This window comes from Gordonia neofelifaecis NRRL B-59395, from assembly GCF_000192435.1.
GTDB lineage: Bacteria > Actinomycetota > Actinomycetes > Mycobacteriales > Mycobacteriaceae > Gordonia > Gordonia neofelifaecis.
Genome location: NZ_AEUD01000010.1, coordinates 135,623 through 155,126, shown reverse-complemented (window position 1 = coordinate 155,126; position 19,504 = coordinate 135,623). Strand labels below are relative to the sequence as shown.

The following is a 19,504-nucleotide window of genomic DNA, read 5'->3' as shown; positions in this document are numbered from 1 at the left end:
CATCGCCCCCTATCTGCACATCTGCGAGTGCGACGATCCGAACAAGTTGACTTCCGCGGGGCCCGCCTTGAGCGTGAAGTTGCACATGTACAGCGACATGAAGCCGCCGTAGCGCCCCGAATGGTTGATGCGGTCGGCCATCACCGGCATCTTCGCCAGGAAGGTCTCGAACTTCTCCGTCTGCGGGATCCACGCACCCGTGACGTCCCGCAGGCCGGTGATCGACCGCGCGAAGTCGTCGCCCGCGACGGTCATCATCTGTGCCAGCGACGCGATCGCCCGATCGCCCGAGTCGAACAGCGACGTCAGCCGGCCCTGATCGCCGACGATCGCCGTGGTCAGCTGTCCGAGCCCGGCGAACAACTCCTTGAGCTGACCGCTGCGCTGGTCGGCGTTGCCCATCAGCGTGTCGAGGTTGGCCACCAGACGGGCGAACACCGCGCTGTTGGTCGAGAGGTTCGACCCCATCTTCGCGATCTGGCTGAGCAGCAGGTTCACCGACTTCGTCCGTCCCGCGAAGGTGTCGACGAAGCCCTGCGCGAGTTCGTTGACCTGCTGCGGATCCAGCGAGGCGAACAGCGGCTGGAATCCGTTCATCAATGCGGTCAGGTTCACCGGCGGTGTGGTCGCCGCCGCGGTGACGGTGTTGCCGTCACGCTCGGGGCCGTCGGGTCCGGCGTCGTCGATCGCGATGTAGCGGGCGCCGAGCATGTCGCCGTAGCGGATGGACGCACGCACGTGCTCGGGCAGCGGATGGCCGGACTCGACGCGGACACGGACGCGGGCGAGGGCGGTGCCGTCGTCCTGCGGGTCGAGCGAGACTCCGTCGACGCGGCCGATGCGCACGCCGGACATCTTCACCGGGTTGCCGTCCACCAGACCTTCGGCGTCGGTGAAGACCAGGATGTATTCGTCGCTCGGCCCGTGGACGGGGACGCGCAGGGTGTTCATGACCAGCGCGGCGGCGACTACCCCGACGATCACGAACAGCGCGGACTTCACGATGGTGCGGTACGACAGCGTGTTCATCGGACGGTCACCTCCGTGCCGCGCACCATCGGCCCCAGCATCAGAGTCGTCGCCGCATTGGGTTGCGCCGGAGCTGTCCGTCCACCGGTCAACGACTTCTCCATCAGTCCCAGAGGTTGCACTTCGCCTGCGCCGCCGACGATCTCGGACGACGTGCTGCTCGCCGGGGCAGCGTTGCGACGCGGTGGGTTCAGCACCCGGCCCGGCCCCTCCCCCGGCTGGTGGACGGCGCCGACGCCGGTCTCCGCCCCCGTCCCGTTGCACTGCGCGCCGTGCAGCGAACCGTAGGTCGGACAGTCTGCAGCGGTGTACGGCATCGGATTCGAGAAGGTCGCCACCGTGGTGATGTCGAATCTGCCGGACGAGAACAGCACTGCGCCTGCGCGACCGAACTTCTGCGCCTCCTCGACCGTCTCAGAGACTCCGGCGGGATTCTCGGCGATGGTCGAGAGGATCTTGCCGGTCGCATCCAGCACCGTGATGATCTGGGTGCGTTCCTGGGCAACGAACGATCCGATACTGGAGACGAATCCCGAAGCAGCCGTGAGGAATCCCGCCAGGGAGTCCTGATGTTCGGCGATCCCGCGTGACAGGTCGGCCACCGAGCCCATCGTCTCGATGATGTCCGGGGTGGCCCGCTCGAGGCTCTCGGTCACCTCGCGGAACTGCGGAGTCGCCTCGATGAACCGGTCGACGGAGGACTCCAGCTCCTTCGACGCCGCCCACCAGTCGTCGATCATCACACCGATCTCGTCACCCCGTCCGCCGACCGCCTTGTTGACGGCCGCGAGTGCGACGTTGAGCTTTTGCGGCTGCACCTCGGCGATCAGGCGCGACATCCTGGTGAAGACGTCGTACAGGTTCACCGCGTCGGGGCCGTCGTCGACCGCGATGCGATCGCCCGCGGACAGCGCCTCCGACGATGTCGATCCGCTGATCGGGACCAGCTGAACGTAGATGTCGCCGAAGAAGGTTCGCGGCAGGATGCGGGCCGTCACCGATCGCGGTATCTGTCCGAGCGCGGCCTCGTCGACGGTCATCTCGACGCGTGACGACGTGGTGCCCGGATCGATCTCGCTGACCTCGCCGACCTTGACGCCGTGGAAGCGGACCGGCGCCCCGGTCGCGATGAGGCCGGCGGACACCGGGACCTCGGCGTACACCTGCGGATCGTGGTCGAGCACCCCGGTGCTCCGGCCCACCATCCACAGCGCGAACGCCAGAATCAGTACACCGGCGATCGCACCGCGCATCATGTACTTCGCCTTGGACACGGGCCTGCCCGGCAGCATGACTGTCATCGGTCAGATCCCCATTCCCGGAATCTGCGGGACGAGGCCCCACAGCCCGAAGGTGAGGATCACGTCGAACACGCCGATCGAGAGGATGGACGTCCGCAGCGCACGACCCGCCGCCTGGCCGACCCCTTCGGGCCCGCCGCTCGCGAAGTAGCCGTATGAGCAGTGGACGAGCGTGACGATCGCGGCGAACACCACGGCCTTGGTCGCGGAGTACAACAGGTCGGTCGGCGTGAGCGCGAGGTGGAAGAAGTAGTCGTAGGTGCCCGACGATTCGCCGTGGTACCAGACCACCACCAGCCGCGTGGCGACGTAGCTCGCCAGCAGGCCGACCATGTAGATCGGGAGGACGCAGACCATCGCCGCGATCATCCGGGTGGTTGCCAGGAACGGCACCGACCGGATCGCCATCGCGTCGAGCGCGGCGATCTCGTCGGAGATCCGCATGGCACCGATCTGGGCGGTGAAGCCGGTGCCGACCTTGGCCGCCAGTGCGATCGCCACGACGACCGGTGCCAGCTCCCGCGTGTTGGCGATCGCCGCCAGCATCCCGGACATCGACGTCATGCCCACCAGCTGCAGACCGCGATAGGTCTCGATGCCGAGCATCGCGGCCGCCGCGAGCGACATCGCGAGCACGATGCCGATGGTCCCGCCGCCGGACAGCAGCGACTTGTTGCCGAAGGTGACCTCGGCGATCTGCCGGATCACGTGCTTGCGGTAGTGGATCAGGGTGAACGGCACCGCGCGGACGGCCCGGACCACGAAGGTCACGTACTCGCCGAAGCGGACCAGTCCGCTGACCGCGGTGTCCATGCGGTTGCGGTAACCGCGCTCCACTCGAGCGCTGACGTCGGCAGAGACCATCAGTACGACCCCACTGCCGGAACCATGACCGCATACAACTGCGAGAGCACGGTGTTGAACACGAAGACGAGCGCGAACGCGATCACCACGGCCTCGTTGACGGCATCGGCCACCCCGCTGGGGCCGCCGCGGGCATGCAGCCCTTTGAAACAGGCGACGATGGTGGCCAGGAGTGCGAAGATCGACGACTTCACGAGTGCCATCACGAAGTCCGACATCCGGCCGTACTGGCTGAAGGTGGCCATGAACGATCCGGCGGGCAGATGCTGCACGTAGACGTGGTAGAGGAAGCATGCCCCGACGCCCGTCACGGTGATCAGCGAGCAGAGGACGAGCGCGACGATGATCGCCGCGGCGATCCGCGGCGCGACCAGGCGCTCGAGGATGTTGACGCCCATCACTTCCATCGCGTCGATCTCTTCGCGGATCTTGCGCGACCCGAGGTCGGTGCAGATCGCCGACCCGGCGACTCCGGCCATCATCAACGCACAGACCAGCGACGAGGCCTGCCCGACGATGATGAACGCGACCACGGCACCGGAGTAGCCGCCGGCGCCGATCCGGCCGGCGAGCTCACCGACCGACACCGCGATGAAGACACCGACCGGGATCATCAGGAGCAGCGACGGTCCGGTGCTGACCCGACCGATGAAGACGGTCTGGTTGAGGGTCTCGCTGAGCGAGAGCCGAAACCGCGCGATCGCGACGAACAGCGAACCGATCGCCTGCAGCGCGAACCCCAACGTGTGCCCCGCTTCGACCGCGAGGTCGCGCATCGGCCCCTTCGATTGCGGTAGTTCAAACGCCATAGTCGCCCCTCATCCCGGAGGAAGCGAGTCCCTCGGATGCCCGATGTTACAAAGTTGAAGGAAAAGTAACATGGAGGTTTGCGCGAGGCAAGAGGTGACCGCATCAACCGCGGACTGCTGGACCGACCCGGAAAGAAGGCTCAAAGACTAAGGCTGTCGTTTGGTGTCTCCTGGTGACACCAAACGACAGCCTTGATCCGGCAATCGGCCCGACTACTTCAGCCCGAGCACCGGCAGAAGGAATTCGCGAGCGAAGCCGGCGAGTTCGTCGGGGTCGTCGTAGTCCATGAGGTCGCTCGGGATGGTGAGAAACGACCCGGCGATCCGTACCACCAGGTCGGCCGCGGGAATGGTGCGCACCCTCTTGGGAATGTTCCCCGCCGTCTGTTCGCGGAGGATCTGGTGCGCGACGAAGTCACGCACCGCCGTGAGCGTACGACCGTCGCCGCCGCCGACGAAGCCGGGAACCAATGCAGGCTCGGTCTCGAGGAGCTTTCGGATCAGCGGGTTGCCGCCGATCGTTCGCAACGAGGTCACGAACGCGACGATCACACGGTCGGCAGGCGTCGGGGCCTGCGCCATGACCTGCAGGAACTCCACGAAGTAGTTCTCGAACTCGCGGATCATCACCGCGTCGACCAGCGCGTCTTTCGTGTCGAACTTGCGGTAGATGGTGATCCGCGCGGTGCCCGCGCGCCGCGCGACCTCCTCCATCGAGGTCCGAGCGATCCCCGACTCGCAGAACTGCTCGTAGGCGGCGTCGAGCAGTTTGGTCCGAGTCGGGTCGGGCGCCGAATCGTCGTTCGTCGCCACGCGTTCCATCGCGCGCTCGAAGAACGTCGCCTCCGACCGGCCCGTCACAGGGGTCACCACTCGCGTTCAACTCCTCGTTCAGCAGACACCCCGACCACTTCACGCTACGGCATCGCTCGAACTCGAGACGAGCGATCCGACACGAGGCTATGTTACACATACGAACTATTTGTTTCACGATCGATCGCGGGGAGCCGAAGATGCAAGAGATGAACCGTCGCACAGTCCTGAAAGCCGGTGCCGCACTCGGAGCGGCCGGCGCGCTCACCACCGCGGCACAGGCCACGCCCTGGACGTGGTCGCCCGCACGGTCGGTACCCGGTCGGGGCGCGGGCACCGATCCACATCAGGTGTGGGATCCCGAGTGCGACGAGCTCGTCGCCTCGCTGGCCGAGCGCGGCGAGATCCCGCGCGTCAACAAGCTGCTCAAGGGGTGGATCCACAACGAGCAGCCACTGCCCGCCGGCCTTCCCGACGATCTGCACGACTTCCTCACGAAGGCGCGGAAGCTGCCGGCCTGGACCGATCGGAGCAAGCTCGCGGCGGCCGCCCGGTTCAATGAGAAGCGCGGCACCTACCTGGGCGTGATCTACGGGTTCGTCAGCGGCATGCTCAGCACCGTGATCCCCCACGAGGCCCGCGCCGTCTACTACTCGTGGGGCGGCGCCGCGATGAAGGAGCGGATCTCCAAGACCGCCAAACTCGGCTACGACATCGGCACCGCGAACGCCTTCGCGCCCGACGGGGAGCACATCGTGACGTGCATCAAGACCCGACTGGCCCACTCCGGTGTTCGGCACATCCTGCCGAAGTCTCCGTACTGGCAGCACTCGGCCGACGAGAAGCTGCCGATCAGCCAGGCCGACATGATGGTCACCTGGCACAGCCTTCCCACGAGTGCCATGCGGCAGTTCAAGAAGTGGGGCGTGCCGGTCGACGAGTCGGAGTCCGCGGGCTTTCTGCACTCATGGCAGCTGACGGCGCACTTCCTCGGGATTCGCGACGAGTACATCCCGGCGGACTGGGCATCGGCCGAATCGCAGGCCCGGCAGGTCCTCGATCCGATCATCGGCCCCACGTCGGAGGGCATCAAGCTCGCCGACATGCTGCTCGATCTCGGCATGAACCTGGATCTGACGCTCCTGAGCCGCGGAGTCCTCGGCGCCCTCACGCGATTCATGCTCGGCGACCAGGTCGCCGATTGGCTCCACATTCCCCGCGAGCCCGTGTGGTCCCCCATGCTCGAGGCGGCTTGGGGTCCGTACATCCAGGTCCGAGAGGGACTGCTCGACGTCGGGATGCCGCCGAAGGCCTATTGGCTCTTCGACGAGTTCCTCCGTCAGTTCGTGCTCCTCTACATGTCCGAGCTCCGGATGCCGATCTCGATCCAGATCCCGACCATGAACAACCCGCACTACAGATAGGCGGGACCGCGTCGCAGATCGCTCGGGCGGAGTCCTCCTCGTCCGACGGGGCGTTTTGCGCAGGTCTCACTGTTGCCATTGCCACTGTGAGCCCTGTCGAATACCACCCGAGCGTCCCGCCTGCGTAGGATTTCCCCCGCGTGCCTCCCCGGGATGGAAAGCTCGGACGGGGACACTGACGCTCGCGACCGTAGATGCGGAGGGACTCGGATGACCGGACAGCCGGCCCAGTCGAACGGAGAAATCGCCGTCATAGTGCTGGCGGCAGGTGCCGGTACCCGGATGAAGTCGAAGACTCCCAAGATCCTGCACGAGATCGGCGGTCGAAGCCTCGTGGGCCACGCGCTCCACGGCGCCGCCGCACTGAACCCCGACCATCTGGTCGCCGTCGTCAGTCACGAGCGCGAACGAGTCATCGCGGCGATCGATGAGATCGCCGACGGCCTCGGCCGCCCGGTGACCATCGCCGTGCAGGACCAGCCGCTGGGCACCGGCGACGCGGCTCGCGCCGGCATGACCGGGCTGCCCGACGACTTCGCGGGAACCGTGCTCGTCACCGTGGCAGACGCTCCGCTGCTCGACGGTGAGACGCTGTCGGCCCTGGTCGCCGAGCATCTGCGCGTCGACAACGGCGCCGCCGCCGCGGTCACCCTGACCAGCTTCATCGCCGACGACCCGACGGGCTACGGACGCATCGTGCGTGCCGGCGGCCCCGGTCTGGACATCGCCGCGTCGGACGTGCTGGCGATCACCGAGCACAAGGACGCTACCGAGTCCGAGCGGGCGATCACCGAGGTGAACGCGGGGATCTACGCCTTCTCCGCGGACATGCTCCGCACCGGACTGGCGAGCCTCTCGACCGACAACGTCCAAGGCGAGTACTACATCACCGACCTCGTCGGCATCGCACGCGACGCCGGCCGGCCGGTCCACGCCCTGACCGTCGCCGATCCGAACGTCGTCGCCGGGTGCAACGACCGCGCGCAGCTGGCCGACCTCGGCGCCGAGCTGAACCGGCGGATCGTGCGCCGCCACATGCTCGCGGGCGTCACCGTCGTCGACCCCGCCACCACCTGGATCGACGTCGACGTGCAGCTGGGCCAGGACGTGCGCATCGAGCCCGGAACGCAATTGCACGGCCGGACCGTCGTCGCCGACGACGCCGTCGTCGGCCCGGACACCAGCCTCACCGACGTCGTGATCGGCGAGGGCGCACAGGTGATCCGCACGCACGGAGGGGGCGCGGAGATCGGCGCGGGCGCCACCGTCGGTCCGTTCGCGTTCCTCCGCCCCGGCACCGTGCTCGGCGAGGCCGGCAAGATCGGCACCTTCGTCGAAACCAAGAACGCGCAGATCGGCGCGGGCACCAAGGTGCCGCATCTGACCTACGTCGGCGACGCCGAGATCGGCGAGAAGACCAACATCGGTGCCTCGAGCGTCTTCGTGAACTACGACGGTGTGAACAAGCACAAGACCGTCATCGGCTCGCACTGCCGCACCGGCAGCGACAACATGTTCGTCGCGCCGCTCACCATCGGCGACGGCGTCTACACCGGTGCCGGTACCGTGCTGCGGGACGACGTCCCGGCCGGTGCCCTCGCGGTGTCCGCCGGACCGCAGCGCAACATCGAGGGCTGGGTGGTGGCCAAACGGCCGGGCACCCCTGCCGCCGAGGCCGCCCGCGACGCCGAGCAGAATAAGTGACGCCGAGCAGAATAAGTAAGGAATCGCCGGTAACAGCGCGATGCCGACACAGACTCCCAGTAGAGAAGCCGACCGCCTAGGAGAGAATGAGTCACCCATGACTTGGACGACCGACAACCAGAAGAATCTCATGCTGTTCGCCGGACGGGCACACCCGGAACTGGCGCAGGCCGTGTCGGAAGAGCTGGGCGTTCACATCACCCCGCAGACGGCGCGCGACTTCGCGAACGGCGAGATCTTCGTCCGCTTCGAGGAGTCGGTCCGCGGCAGTGACGCCTTCGTGCTGCAGAGCTGCCCGTACCCGATGAACCAGTGGGTCATGGAGACCCTCATCATGATCGACGCCCTGAAGCGCGGCTCCGCCAAGCGCATCACCGCGATCATCCCGTTCTACCCGTACGCGCGCCAGGACAAGAAGCACCGCGGACGCGAGCCCATCTCCGCTCGTCTGATCGCCGATCTCTTCAAGACCGCGGGCGCCGACCGCATCGTGACGGTCGACCTGCACACCGACCAGATCCAGGGCTTCTTCGACGGCCCCGTCGACCACATGCACGCCCAGGGCCAGCTGGCCGAGTACGTCCGCAACAAGTACGGCACGGACAACATCTGCGTCGTGTCGCCTGACGCAGGCCGCGTGAAGGTCGGCGAGAAGTGGGCCGATGCCCTCGACGGCGCCCCCATGGCCTTCGTCCACAAGACCCGTGATCCCGATGTGCCGAACCAGATCAAGTCGAACCGTGTGGTCGGCGACGTCGCGGGCAAGACCTGCGTGCTGATCGACGACATGATCGACACCGGCGGCACCATCGCCGGCGCCGTCTCGGTGCTGAAGGACGCCGGTGCCGGCGACGTCATCATCGCCACCACCCACGGCGTGTTCTCCGACCCGGCCGCCGAGCGCCTGGCGAACTGCGGCGCCAAGGAGGTCATCGCGACCGACACCCTGCCGATCCCCGAGGAGAAGCGCTTCGAGAACCTCACGGTGCTCTCGATCGCACCGCTGCTCGCGCAGACGATTCTCGAGGTGTTCAAGAACGGCTCGGTCACCAGCCTGTTCGACGGCAACGCCTGACGCCCGGCCGAACCACGAGACGCCGTGCCCCGGTCTTCCGGGGCACGGCGTCTCTCGTCGCCACGCGTCGAATCGGCAGTGTTCGGTATGACCACCTGGTGGTCACACCGAACACTGCTGACGTCGGCGCGTCGAGCTAGAGCGTCTCGGCAGCCGTCCCGAGTTCGATGTCGACGTTGTTCTGCTCCCCCGCCGCAACGCTGACCTGCCGGGCCTGCGGCTCGTACATGCTGGCGACCAGTGTGTAGCGGGCGTCGTCGAGGCCCTCGATCCGGTACCAGCCGTCCGAATCGGTGCGCACGGCTGCGACGATCGTCTGGTCCGGCCCGATCGCCGAGACCGTCGCACCGGCCAGAAGTCCGCCACCGATCGCACGGACGTAGCCCTGCACATTGCCGTGCGCCGTCAGCCCGAACTCGACCGGACCGGTCATCCGGCCGTCGACGGTCACCAGTCGACTACTCGGCTGATAGCCCGGAGCCGTCGCCGTGACCGCGACGGTCTCGCCGTCGGACAGCCCGGTCAGCACGAACACACCGTCCGCCCCGGCCTTCGTCTGGGCCACCACTTCGCCCTGCTGATCGGTGACGACCACGCTGGCGGGAAGATTTCGCACGCCGTCGCCGACGACGCCGCGAAGCACCGCGCCGCCCTCGAGGCTGAAGTCGCGACGCAGTACCGCTCCGTCGACAACCGCGACCGAGACCGCCCGCGGCGCGCGATCGGCCGCGGTCGCGATCACGGTGTACATCCCCGGTTCGAGACCCGCGAGCGCGTACGACCCGTCGTCGGCGACCGATGCGCGGCCGGTCTGCCTGCCGTGCGCATCGGTCACGGTGATCGACGCGTGGGCGATCGGCTCGCCGGACGGCGAGGTGACGGTTCCGACGACAGCCGGCTCTGCGACGGGGGCCGCCTGCGCCCGGTCGACGGCCGCAGCGGCGGCGGGTGCGTCGGTCGGCACCACTTCCTCGGCCGCCATCTGCGCCGCGGCCACGGCGTCGGCGCGGCCCGGGATGAAGAAGGCCAACACCAGCGCAGCCACTGCGGCACCGGCCGCCAATCCCATGATCAGCTGGAAGGCGCCCTCGGTGGGCAGCTCACGCCCGCCGAGCGTCATGGTCATCTGCGCGACGATCACCCCGGCCAGGGCACTGGCGAAGGAGGTTCCGAGCGATCGCATCAGCGTGTTGAAGCTGTTGGCGGCACCGGTCTGAGACGGCGGCACCGCGCCCATGATCAGTGCGGGCATCGCGCCGTAGGCCAGACCCGTGCCGAAGCCGATGATCACCCCGACGATGACCAGCTGCCAGATCGAGTGCAGCGCGAACACGCCGAGCAGGTAGCCCGCGGCGACCACCACGGCACCGACCATCAGGGTGATCTTGGGGCCGAAGTTGTTGGTCAGCCACGACGACAGCGGCGCGGCCAAGAGGAGCATGACGCCGAACGGCGCCATCACCAGACCGGCGACGAGCATCGACTGTCCCAGACCGTAGCCCGTGGCCTCCGGCATCTGGACCACCTGCGGGAACACCATGCTCGCGGCGAACATCGCGAAGCCGAAGACGATCGAGGCGATGTTCGTGAACAGCACCTGCGGCCGGACCGAGACGCGGACGTCGACGATCGGCTCGGAGCTGCGGAGCTCCCAGGTCACCCAGGCGGCGAACAGCACGACCGCCACGGCGAAGCAGCCGAGCGTGCTGCCCGCGGACCAGCCCCAGTCGGCGCCCTTGGAGATGCCGAGCAGCAACGCGAAGAGACCGCCGGAAAGGGTGACCGCGCCGAGGTAGTCGAAGCTGCCGCCGGACTTCTCCGGCGACTCCGGAACCACGATGACGACGGCGATCGCGGCGATCACGCCCATGATGCCCGAGACCCAGAAGAGCCAGTGCCAGTCGGCGTACTCGGCGATCAGCGCGGCGACTGGCAGACCGAAGGCGCCGCCGACACCGAGCGAGGCGCTCATCGTCGCCACCGCACCGGCCAGCTTCTCCTTGGGCAGTACGTCACGCATCACGCTGATTCCCAGCGGGATCACACCCGACGCCAGCCCCTGCAGCGCACGGCCCACGATCATCAGGGTGACCGTCGAACTGAGCGCGCCGATCACCGATCCGACGACCATCACCCCGATGCTGACCAGCAGCATGCGACGCTTGCCGAACATGTCGCCGAGGCGGCCCATCACCGGAGTGGCGACCGCGGCCGCGAGCAGCGTCGCGGTGATCACCCATGCGGTATCCGATGCCGGCGCATTCAGGTACTCGGGCAGATGCGGGATGATCGGGATCACCAGCGTCTGCATCAGCGAGACGACGATTCCGGCGAGCGCCAGCACCGCGACGACCGCGCCGGTGGCCGGGACCTTCTCCGGGGCGGCGGTCCCCGTCTTGTGTTCAAGCATCTACAGCAACCTCACGTAATCAGAAATGCGAACGGGCACACCCATCCGCGTTGCAACAGAACGCCACGCTATCCGGAGGACCCTCCGGATAGCAAAGTCGGAGCGGCTATTGTCGTAATCGCACCGAACAGATCTGCCCGAGGAGACGTCGCGATGGACACCACGACGACCGCGTCCGACGCGTGCGCACATCTCCGGTCGGACGCGCAGGCGAATTACAACCGCATCCTCGCCGCGGCGACGACGGTGATCGAGCGCGAGGGACCGGACGCGCCGCTCACCACGATCGCCGCCGAGGCCTCCGTCGGCATCGGCACCCTCTATCGCCGTTTCCCCACTCGCGCGCACCTGGTGGAGGCGGTGTATCGGCACCGGATCATCACCCTGTGCGACACCACGGCTGCGATCCTCGAGAGCGAATCGTCGCCGCACGCGGCGCTGCAGGTGTGGATGTCGATGTACGTCGACATGCTCATCACCAACAAGGCGGTGCCTGACGCCATCAAGCCGCTGCTCGCGACGGACACCGACTTCCGGACCGAGACGCGCAACAATCTCGTCTCGGCGCTCGCCGAGTTCATCGCCGAGGGGCGTCGCACCGAGACCGTTCGGCAGGACGTGGACCCGGTCGACATCCTGCGCGCCCTCACCGGCGTCGCGTTCGTCAGCGAGTCGTCGGACCACGCGCGCGCGTCGATCGCGCTGATCGCCGACGGACTCCGGCCGCAGCCGCCGCGACCGCAGTAGCCTGGGGATCGTGGACGCGACGATCTATCACAATCCCCGCTGCACGACCTCCCGCAATGCGCTCGCCAAGCTGCGCGACGGCGGTGTGGACCCGCGAGTGGTGAAGTACCTCGACACCGGCTGGACGCGTGAGCAGCTCTCCGAGATGTTCACCGCGGCCGGTCTGACTCCCGCGCAGGCCGCCCGCAAGCGGGAGAAGCTCTACAAGGAACTGAATCTCGCCGACGCCTCCGACGACGAAGTCCTCGACGCCATGGTCGCGCACCCGGTGCTGGTCGAGCGTCCGTTCGTCGTCACCGAGAAGGGCACCCGGCTGGCCCGGCCGATCGGCAGGCTCGACGAGATCCTGTAGACGAGGCCGCCCCGGGTCGGTCGACCGGCCCCGACGCGCAGCACTGTGGCGTCAGCGAGACCCCACCGCATCGATCGCGTACTCGCTCACCGGGTCGGCCAGCGGGCGGTGCAGCGATGGGACGATGACCGCGGCGACGCCGCGGACGAAAGCGCGCGTGCAGTTCCAGAAGTCGAAGTAGTCGCGCCAGACGGCGATCCGCCCTTCACGCACCTCATTGCGGCCGCAGACCCAGAACTGCATGCGGAGCGGGCCGATCCGCAGTTCGTCGATCCGCTCGGTGAGCACCACGCCATCCTCGTCCGCCGCGATCGCCAGGATCCGCGCGTCGAATCCGACGCGATCCCCGTTGAGCCCGTACATCACCTTGGCGAAGCGCCGCTTACCCCGCACGGTCGGCAGCGAGACGTTCGTGTACACGATGTCGTCGTCCACGCGCTCGAGAGCGGCGTCGACCCGTCCCTGCGCGAGATCGGCGAAGAAGGCGTGGACCAGATCCGTCGGTTTCTGTGAGGTCATGCCCCGATGGTATTCTGTGGCCTGTTGTCTCGGCGAGGGTGCGAAAGCACCGTTATCGGCGCGGCGGTTTGAAGCTCTTCGGACTGATCCAGTCCCTCCTCGACCGTGTGCGGCGACGCTGAGGCGCCACCACGAAACACCCCTATCGAGGAGAATCGCATGGCTACCGCCCCGCAGCTCGCCACCACCGCCCGCGAAGAGAAGGGCAAGGGCTCGGCCCGTCGCGCCCGCGCCGCCGGCCAGGTTCCCGCCGTCCTCTACGGCCACGGCACCGACCCCAAGCACCTGCTGCTCCCGAACCGCGAGCTCGCCGCCATCCTGCGCGCCAACGGCGTCAACGCCGTCGTCGAGCTGGACATCGCGGGCGACAAGCAGCTCGCCCTGACCAAGCAGGTCGACGTCCACCCGATCCGCAACTACATCGAGCACGTCGATCTCCTCATCGTCAAGCGTGGCGAGAAGGTCAACGTCGAGGTCGGCATCGTGATCGAGGGCGTCGCCGCCAGCGGCACGCTCACCATCCAGGACGCGAGCGTCGTCGAGGTCGAGGCCGAGGCCCTGCACATCCCGGAGAACATCGTCGTCGACGTTCACAACCTGGCCGCAGGCACCAACATCACCGCCGCCGACCTGTTGCTCCCCGCCGGCGTCGAGCTGGTCACCGACGGCGAAGCGCTGATCGTGAGCATCGAGGCCGCCAAGAACGCCGCCGAGACCGCGGGCACCGACGACGCAGCCGACGAGGCCGCCGAGGAAGCTGCGGAGTAAATCCGCATCGCAGAGGACTCTGAGTGAAACTCATTGTCGGACTGGGTAATCCCGGTCCCGCCTACGAGAAGACCAGGCACAACGTCGGCGCGATGGTCGCCGACGGCCTGGTCTCCTCGCACGGCGAGAAGTTCTCCGTGCACAAGCGCTCCGGCGCGCTGACCGCCACCGTGCGGATCGGCGGAGAGCCGGTGCTGGTCGCGAAGTCACGGACCTACATGAACGTCACCGGCAGGCAGATCGGCCCGCTGGCGTCGTACTATTCCGTCGCACCCCAAGACCTCATCGTCCTGCACGACGAGCTCGACATCGACTTCGGCGCCGTGCGCCTGAAGCTCGGGGGCGGTGAAGGCGGGCACAACGGCCTGCGTTCGATCTCCCAGACCATCGGGACGCGCGACTATCTGCGCGTGCGTCTCGGGATCGGTCGCCCCCCGGGTCGCCAGGACCCGGCAGACTTCGTTCTCAAGCCCTTCCCCGGCTCGGCCGCGGCGGAAGTGGAGCTGCTCGTCGCCAATGGTGTCGATGCCGCCGAACTCCTGGTCGAACAGGGTCTCGAAGCCGCGCAGAACACCGTTCACGCCTGGTGACCGTCACCCCGCCGCGCTCGGACCAGGTCGGGGTGATGGATTCGCGCGACATCGGGATGTGCGCGCAGCCGCGCCTTGAGCAGGTTCTCCCCGAACGTCCCCGAGATCGGGTTCGCCGGATCTCGGGTGACTCCGGGTGCGGCCGCCCGGAACTCGGCCGGCAGGTCGACATGCGGCATCGAAGATGCCAGCGCCGGGTTGAAGAAGAACGGGATGGACAGACGCGTCTGTCCCGGTGGCGGTGAGACCACGCGGTGCATGGTGGCCTTCAGATAGCCGTCGGTCGCGAACTCCATGAGCTCGCCGATGTTGACGACGAACGCCCCGGGCAGGACAGGCACGTCGACCCAGTCCCCGTCGCGCAACACCTGGAGTCCGGCCTTGCCCGGCTCGATCATCAGCAAGGTCAGCACCCCCGGATCCTTGTGCGCACCGACTCCCTGCCGGTCATCGTCCCTGCCCGGATACTTGACCAGCTTGATCAGCGTCGACGGACGGTCGGCGAACGCCTCGTCGAACAGGTCGGCGCGGGAGCCGAGGGCGGACGCCCACTCATGGAGCAGCCGCATGCCGATCCGCGAGCAGTCCCGCTGCCAGTCGAGGACGGCAGTCTTGAGCTCCGGCAAGTCCGCGGGCCAGAGGTTCGGTCCCTCCAGGCGAAGGTAGTCGGCACTGCCGGCCGTCGGCTCGTACTCGGCTGCCAGATCGATCTACTCGCGCCAGTCGATCTGCCCCTGGGTGTATTCGCCACCGAACCTCGTGTAGCCGCGGAACTGGGGACTCCGGGTCATCTCGACCGCTGCCTTGGCCACGTCGTCGAGCGCGAAGAACGCTCTCGCGGCACCGAAGATCGCGGCGATCGCGTCGTCGCTGACACCGTGCCCGACCAGGTAGAAGAAGCCGTAGTCGTGGGTCGCCGATCGCAGCCGCTCCCGAAACTCTGCGACGTCGTGCGCAGCGCCGTCTAGCAGTGCCATATCGATGATCGGGAGTCCCGACGCGGTACCCATGTCTGCAGTTCTACTCCGTGATCGGCGATCGCGCCCCGTCCGGCGAGGCGCGGACGTGCCGGGACAAATTTGCGCGAGGCCTTCCCCATCCCGCCACCGTCGGCGATGATGTGCTCAGTCACAGTTGATCGTTCGATCAAGACCTGAGGACATGAAGGAGCCCATCGGAATGACCGCGCCCGACCGCACCTGCCAGCCGGACGTGCCCGAGCTCCCCCGGCGAATCCGCTGGTCCGCCGCGACCGCGGCATTCCAGATCGAAGGGGCGCGCGCGGCGGACGGTCGTGGCCGATCGGTATGGGATCAGTGGGTCGAGACGCCCGACAAGGTGATCGACGGCTCGACCGCCGAGCCCGGGCCCGACAGTTATCACCGCTGGCCGGAGGACGTGGCACTGGCCGCGGGTCTCGGACTGGACCGCTACCGTTTCTCGATCTCGTGGACACGAGTGCAGCCGGACGGCACCGGCGGCGCGAACAGCGCCGGGCTCGACTACTACTCGCGTCTGGTCGACGGACTTCTGGAAGCAGGCGTGACGCCGTTCCCGACGCTCTACCACTGGGACCTGCCGGTCCCGGTCCACGAGGCCGGCGGGTGGTGCTCTCGTGACACCGCCGCGCGGTTCGCCGACTACACCGCGCTCGTCGTCGATCGCCTCGGAGACCGCGTCAAGAACTGGTACACGATCAACGAGCCCGCGATGACGACGCTGCAGGGCTACGCGGTCGGCGCGCTCGCGCCCGGCGAGTTCCTGCTCTTCGACGCCCTCCCGACCGCCCACCACCAGCTGCTGGCACACGGACTCGCCTCGACCGTGCTCCGCTCGGCCGGCGCCGAGGCGGTGGGCGTCGCGAACAATCACACGCACGTGCGAGCCCTGCGGGACGACGACGCGGACCGCGCCGCCCTCGAGGCGTACGACATCCTCCACAACCGGATCTTCGCCGACCCCATCCTGACCGGCGCGTATCCGGACCTGGCAGCGTTCGGCTACGAGATGCCGGTACGCGACGGTGACCTCGAACTGATCGGCGCGCGTCCGGACTTCTACGCGGTCAACTTCTACAACCCGACCACCGTGACCGCCCCCACCGGCGCCGACAATCCGATCCCGTTCGACATCGTGCCCACCCCGGGTGCACCGGTCACCGGCTTCGGTGAGGAGTGGCCGATCGTGCCCGAAGCCCTCACCGGCCTGCTGCTCGACTTCACCGAGCGCTACCCCGGACTGCCGCCGCTGATCGTCAGTGAGAACGGCGCCTCGTTCCCCGAACCCGCCAGGGCCGGCTTCGTCGACGACACCGACCGGATCTCGTTCCTGGACGGTCACATCCGCGCGGTGGCCCGCGCGATCGACGGTGGTGCAGACGTCGAGGAGTACACGGTCTGGTCGCTGCTCGACAACTTCGAGTGGGCGGACGGATTCACGCAGCGTTTCGGTCTGGTGCACGTCGACTTCGACACAGCCGAGCGCACGCCCAAGGCGTCCTACGACTGGTACCGCCGGGTGATCGACGGAAATCGCCGATGAACCGGCCCGCCCCCATCGGCCGCCGATGGATGACGCTGTTCACGCTGGCCTGGCTGGTGATCTGGATGGCCCAGCTGACGCCCCTGCAACTGCTGCTCCCCCTGCAGCTCGACTCCCAGACGTCCGACGACGGCGACCGCTGGATCCACAGCGTGGTGGTGTCCGGCCTGATCCTCGGGATCGGCGCGCTGGTCGGCGTGATCGCGGGCCCGCTCGCCGGCGCCGCGTCCGATCGCACCGACGGTTCGCGCTTCCCGTCGTGGCTCGGCGGCCGCCGTCGTGTGTGGGCGCTCGGCGGCAGTTGGGGCATGGCGATCTTCCTCGCCTTGACCGGGCTCGCTCATCAGCCGTGGCTGGTGGCGCTGTGCTGGGTCGGCGTCTCGGTCGCAGTCGCCGTCGCATCCGCCGCCTTCACCGCGATGATCCCCGACCAGCTGGCACCTGATCAGCGCGGTGCGGCGTCGGCGTCGATCGGGTCGTCGCAGGCCCTCGGGATCGTCCTCGGCGTCGGCACGGTGGTCGTGCTGGGGCTCGACGTCCTCCCCGGCTACCTGGTGCTCGCCGGCCTGGTCGCCGTCGTCGGCACGTGGGCGTCGTTCGGTCTTCCCGACCGGCGAGTACCCCGCAGCGAGCTCGCGGTGGACATCACCGACCGGCCCAAGTGGGCGTCCCTGCGCGACCGCGACTTCTGCTGGATGCTCGGCGGCCGCCTCGTCGCGAACATCGGCAACGCGCTCGGCACGTCGCTGTTCCTGTTCTTCCTGCTGTACGGGCTGCACCAGGACAAGGATGCCGCCGAGGACAACCTGCTGCTGCTGATCGTCGTCTACACGATCTTCGTGGTCGGCAGCTCCATCGTGTTCGGCATGATCTCCGACCGCCGCGGGCACCGCCGCATGCTCACCGTGGTCGCCGCGATGGTCCAGGCCTGCTCGGGCCTGGTGATCGTCCTGCACACCACGTACACGATGACGATGATCGGTGCCGCACTGATGGGCGTCGGATACGGCGCCTTCATGACGGTCGGACTCGCGTTCGCGACCGATCTGCTGCCGCACGAGGAGGACCACGGCCGCGACCTCGGCATCGTCAATGTGACTGCCGCACTCGGCCAGTTGATCGGTCCGATGCTCGGCGCCGGCCTCGTCGCCGCGGTCGGCGGGTTCTGGCTCGTCTTCGTGATGGCCTGCGTCCTCTCGGTGGTCGGCGGCGTGATGACGCTCGGCGCACGGGAGAAGCGGGCCGACGCGCCGGCCACCGGCACCACCACTCCGCTGATCGTCTGAACAGCGGTCCGCGCTCCGCGGCGGCCTGTGCCGAGCGACATAGCGCCCGGAAGTAGAATTACGCCCGAGTATCCGGCGCAGTCGAAGCGCCGGAAGTGAGTAATGAGGACGGACGAATCTTGGCGACACTGGCTACCCCGTCGGGCCACCCGAACGTTGCGATGCTGGGAATCGGTGCATACCGACCCAAACGACTGATCAGCAACGACCAGCTGTGCCGGGTGATGGACTCGTCCGACGAGTGGATCTACGAGCGCAGCGGCATCCGCAACCGTCGCTGGATCAGCGGTGACGAGACCATGCGCAGCATGTCGGCCGCGGCCGCCGACCGCGCGATCGTCAACTCCGGCATCGATCGCGACAAGATCGACATGCTCATCCTCGCGACCAGCAGCTGGCCGTGGAATGTGCCGCACGGCGCCCCGATCGTCGCCTCCGACATCGGCCTGAACGGCATTCCCGCGTTCGACGTCGCGGCCGGCTGCGGAGGCTTCGGCTACGCACTCGGGGTCGCGACAGACGCCCTGCGCGCGGGCAGCGCGAACTACGTGGTGGTGATCGGCGTCGAGACCATGTCGGTGGGCCTGGATCCGACCGACCGCAGCACCGGGTTCATCTTCGGCGACGGCGCGGGCGCGGTGGTCGTGGGCGCCAGCGACGTCAACGGCATCTCCCCGATCGTCTCCGGCAGCGACGGCGAGAACGCCGAAGCCATCAAGCAGAACATCAACACCGTCGACTACATGGCGCGGTCGGTGGAGTACCAGGGCAAGGACTCCGAGACCGACCCGGTCGGCCGGATGATCATCAAGATGGAGGGTCCGCGCGTGTTCCGCTGGGCCGCCATCACCCTGCCGAAGGCGCTCAAGAAGATGCTCACCGAGTCCGGCGCGGGCCCCGCGGACATCGAGGTCTTCGTCCCGCACCAGGCCAACGCACGCATCAACGACCTGATGAAGAAGAACCTCGGGCTGCCCGACGATCTTCCGATGGCGAACGACATCGAGAACACCGCGAACACCTCCGCAGCGTCGATCCCGCTGGCCATCGAGGAGATGCTCGCCACCGGCAAGGCGAAGGGCGGCCAGTTGGCCCTCCTGCTCGGCTTCGGCGCCGGTTTGAGCTACGCGGGCTGCGTCGCCACGCTGCCTCCCGCACCGAAGATCTCGTCGTTCGACGGGCTCGATGAGGATGAGCCCGGGGAGCTCGCTCTGCATCTGGCCGGGATCGTCGACTGACGCTGTTCTCTTCTTCGTCGTCGTAGACCGGGAT

The 19,504-nt window shown here is 67.7% G+C and carries 17 protein-coding genes and 2 pseudogenes; 10 read left to right on the top strand and 9 right to left on the bottom strand.

What is annotated here, in order from left to right; genetic code table 11:
- Nucleotides 1-9: 9 nt before the first annotated feature.
- The 5 genes from SCNU_RS12675 to SCNU_RS12655 all read right to left on the bottom strand — a co-directional run bounded on the left by SCNU_RS12675 (nt 10) and on the right by SCNU_RS12655 (nt 4,876).
- Nucleotides 10-1,029, bottom strand: coding sequence for an MlaD family protein (locus SCNU_RS12675; RefSeq protein WP_009679783.1), 1,020 nt, complete (start codon nt 1,027-1,029; stop codon nt 10-12).
- Nucleotides 1,026-2,330: an MCE family protein gene (locus SCNU_RS12670; RefSeq protein ID WP_040518348.1), complete on the bottom strand. Its 1,305-nt coding sequence runs from the start codon at nt 2,328-2,330 to the stop codon at nt 1,026-1,028. The genes SCNU_RS12675 and SCNU_RS12670 overlap by 4 nt, the downstream gene beginning before the upstream one ends.
- A gap of 3 nt (nt 2,331-2,333) precedes the next feature.
- Nucleotides 2,334-3,194 (bottom strand): MlaE family ABC transporter permease, encoded by an 861-nt coding sequence (locus SCNU_RS12665; protein WP_009679781.1) that lies wholly within the window; start codon nt 3,192-3,194, stop codon nt 2,334-2,336.
- Nucleotides 3,194-4,003, bottom strand: coding sequence for an MlaE family ABC transporter permease (locus tag SCNU_RS12660; RefSeq protein ID WP_040518347.1), 810 nt, complete (start codon nt 4,001-4,003; stop codon nt 3,194-3,196). The genes SCNU_RS12665 and SCNU_RS12660 overlap by 1 nt, the downstream gene beginning before the upstream one ends.
- A gap of 213 nt (nt 4,004-4,216) precedes the next feature.
- Nucleotides 4,217-4,876 (bottom strand): TetR/AcrR family transcriptional regulator, encoded by a 660-nt coding sequence (locus SCNU_RS12655; RefSeq protein ID WP_009679779.1) that lies wholly within the window; start codon nt 4,874-4,876, stop codon nt 4,217-4,219.
- 140 nt (nt 4,877-5,016) lie between these two features.
- Here SCNU_RS12655 and SCNU_RS12650 point away from each other — a divergent pair, with 140 nt between their 5' ends.
- The 3 genes from SCNU_RS12650 (at nt 5,017) to SCNU_RS12640 (ending at nt 9,019) form a co-directional block, all read left to right on the top strand.
- Complete coding sequence (locus SCNU_RS12650; protein ID WP_040518345.1) at nt 5,017-6,240, top strand: oxygenase MpaB family protein; 1,224 nt, start codon at nt 5,017-5,019, stop codon at nt 6,238-6,240.
- Nucleotides 6,241-6,450: 210 nt separating this feature from the next.
- Nucleotides 6,451-7,944: a bifunctional UDP-N-acetylglucosamine diphosphorylase/glucosamine-1-phosphate N-acetyltransferase GlmU gene (gene glmU / locus SCNU_RS12645; protein WP_009679777.1), complete on the top strand. Its 1,494-nt coding sequence runs from the start codon at nt 6,451-6,453 to the stop codon at nt 7,942-7,944.
- Between the two features lie 97 nt (nt 7,945-8,041).
- Complete coding sequence (locus SCNU_RS12640) at nt 8,042-9,019, top strand: ribose-phosphate diphosphokinase (protein ID WP_009679776.1); 978 nt, start codon at nt 8,042-8,044, stop codon at nt 9,017-9,019.
- Between the two features lie 136 nt (nt 9,020-9,155).
- Here SCNU_RS12640 and SCNU_RS20865 read toward each other — a convergent pair whose 3' ends face one another.
- Nucleotides 9,156-10,001, bottom strand: a complete 846-nt coding sequence (locus tag SCNU_RS20865) for an MSCRAMM family protein (RefSeq protein WP_238526441.1) — start codon at nt 9,999-10,001, stop codon at nt 9,156-9,158.
- Nucleotides 10,002-10,031: 30 nt separating this feature from the next.
- Nucleotides 10,032-11,429 (bottom strand): annotated as a pseudogene (locus SCNU_RS20860) (MFS transporter); the annotation flags it as partial.
- Nucleotides 11,430-11,582: 153 nt separating this feature from the next.
- On the opposite strand from SCNU_RS20860, the gene SCNU_RS12630 reads away from it, so the two are divergent.
- A complete protein-coding gene (locus SCNU_RS12630; protein WP_009679774.1) occupies nt 11,583-12,176 on the top strand; it encodes a TetR/AcrR family transcriptional regulator in 594 nt (197 codons plus the stop codon).
- A 10-nt stretch (nt 12,177-12,186) separates the two neighbouring features.
- Nucleotides 12,187-12,528, top strand: a complete 342-nt coding sequence (gene arsC, locus SCNU_RS12625) for an arsenate reductase (glutaredoxin) (RefSeq protein ID WP_009679773.1) — start codon at nt 12,187-12,189, stop codon at nt 12,526-12,528.
- Nucleotides 12,529-12,579: 51 nt separating this feature from the next.
- Here arsC and SCNU_RS12620 read toward each other — a convergent pair whose 3' ends face one another.
- Nucleotides 12,580-13,047: a limonene-1,2-epoxide hydrolase family protein gene (locus SCNU_RS12620; RefSeq protein ID WP_009679772.1), complete on the bottom strand. Its 468-nt coding sequence runs from the start codon at nt 13,045-13,047 to the stop codon at nt 12,580-12,582.
- Between the two features lie 159 nt (nt 13,048-13,206).
- Here SCNU_RS12620 and SCNU_RS12615 point away from each other — a divergent pair, with 159 nt between their 5' ends.
- Both SCNU_RS12615 and pth read left to right on the top strand, forming a co-directional pair.
- A complete protein-coding gene (locus SCNU_RS12615) occupies nt 13,207-13,815 on the top strand; it encodes a 50S ribosomal protein L25/general stress protein Ctc (protein WP_009679771.1) in 609 nt (202 codons plus the stop codon).
- Nucleotides 13,816-13,838: 23 nt separating this feature from the next.
- Complete coding sequence (gene pth / locus SCNU_RS12610) at nt 13,839-14,405, top strand: aminoacyl-tRNA hydrolase (RefSeq protein ID WP_009679770.1); 567 nt, start codon at nt 13,839-13,841, stop codon at nt 14,403-14,405.
- Here pth and SCNU_RS21140 read toward each other — a convergent pair.
- Nucleotides 14,393-15,415: pseudogene (locus SCNU_RS21140) on the bottom strand (isopenicillin N synthase family dioxygenase). The gene pth and the pseudogene SCNU_RS21140 sit on opposite strands and share 13 nt — an antisense overlap.
- 169 nt (nt 15,416-15,584) lie before the next feature.
- On the opposite strand from SCNU_RS21140, the gene SCNU_RS12600 reads away from it, so the two are divergent.
- From SCNU_RS12600 to SCNU_RS12590, 3 genes are all read left to right on the top strand, one after another.
- Nucleotides 15,585-16,946 carry a GH1 family beta-glucosidase gene (locus SCNU_RS12600; RefSeq protein WP_040518382.1) on the top strand — a complete coding sequence of 454 codons (1,362 nt, stop codon included), beginning with the start codon at nt 15,585-15,587 and terminating at the stop codon, nt 16,944-16,946.
- Nucleotides 16,943-18,232: an MFS transporter gene (locus tag SCNU_RS12595; protein ID WP_009679768.1), complete on the top strand. Its 1,290-nt coding sequence runs from the start codon at nt 16,943-16,945 to the stop codon at nt 18,230-18,232. The genes SCNU_RS12600 and SCNU_RS12595 overlap by 4 nt, the downstream gene beginning before the upstream one ends.
- A 119-nt stretch (nt 18,233-18,351) precedes the next feature.
- On the top strand, nt 18,352-19,470 hold the full coding sequence (locus tag SCNU_RS12590; protein ID WP_040518343.1) for a beta-ketoacyl-ACP synthase 3: 1,119 nt from the start codon (nt 18,352-18,354) through the stop codon (nt 19,468-19,470).
- Nucleotides 19,471-19,504 lie beyond the last annotated feature (34 nt).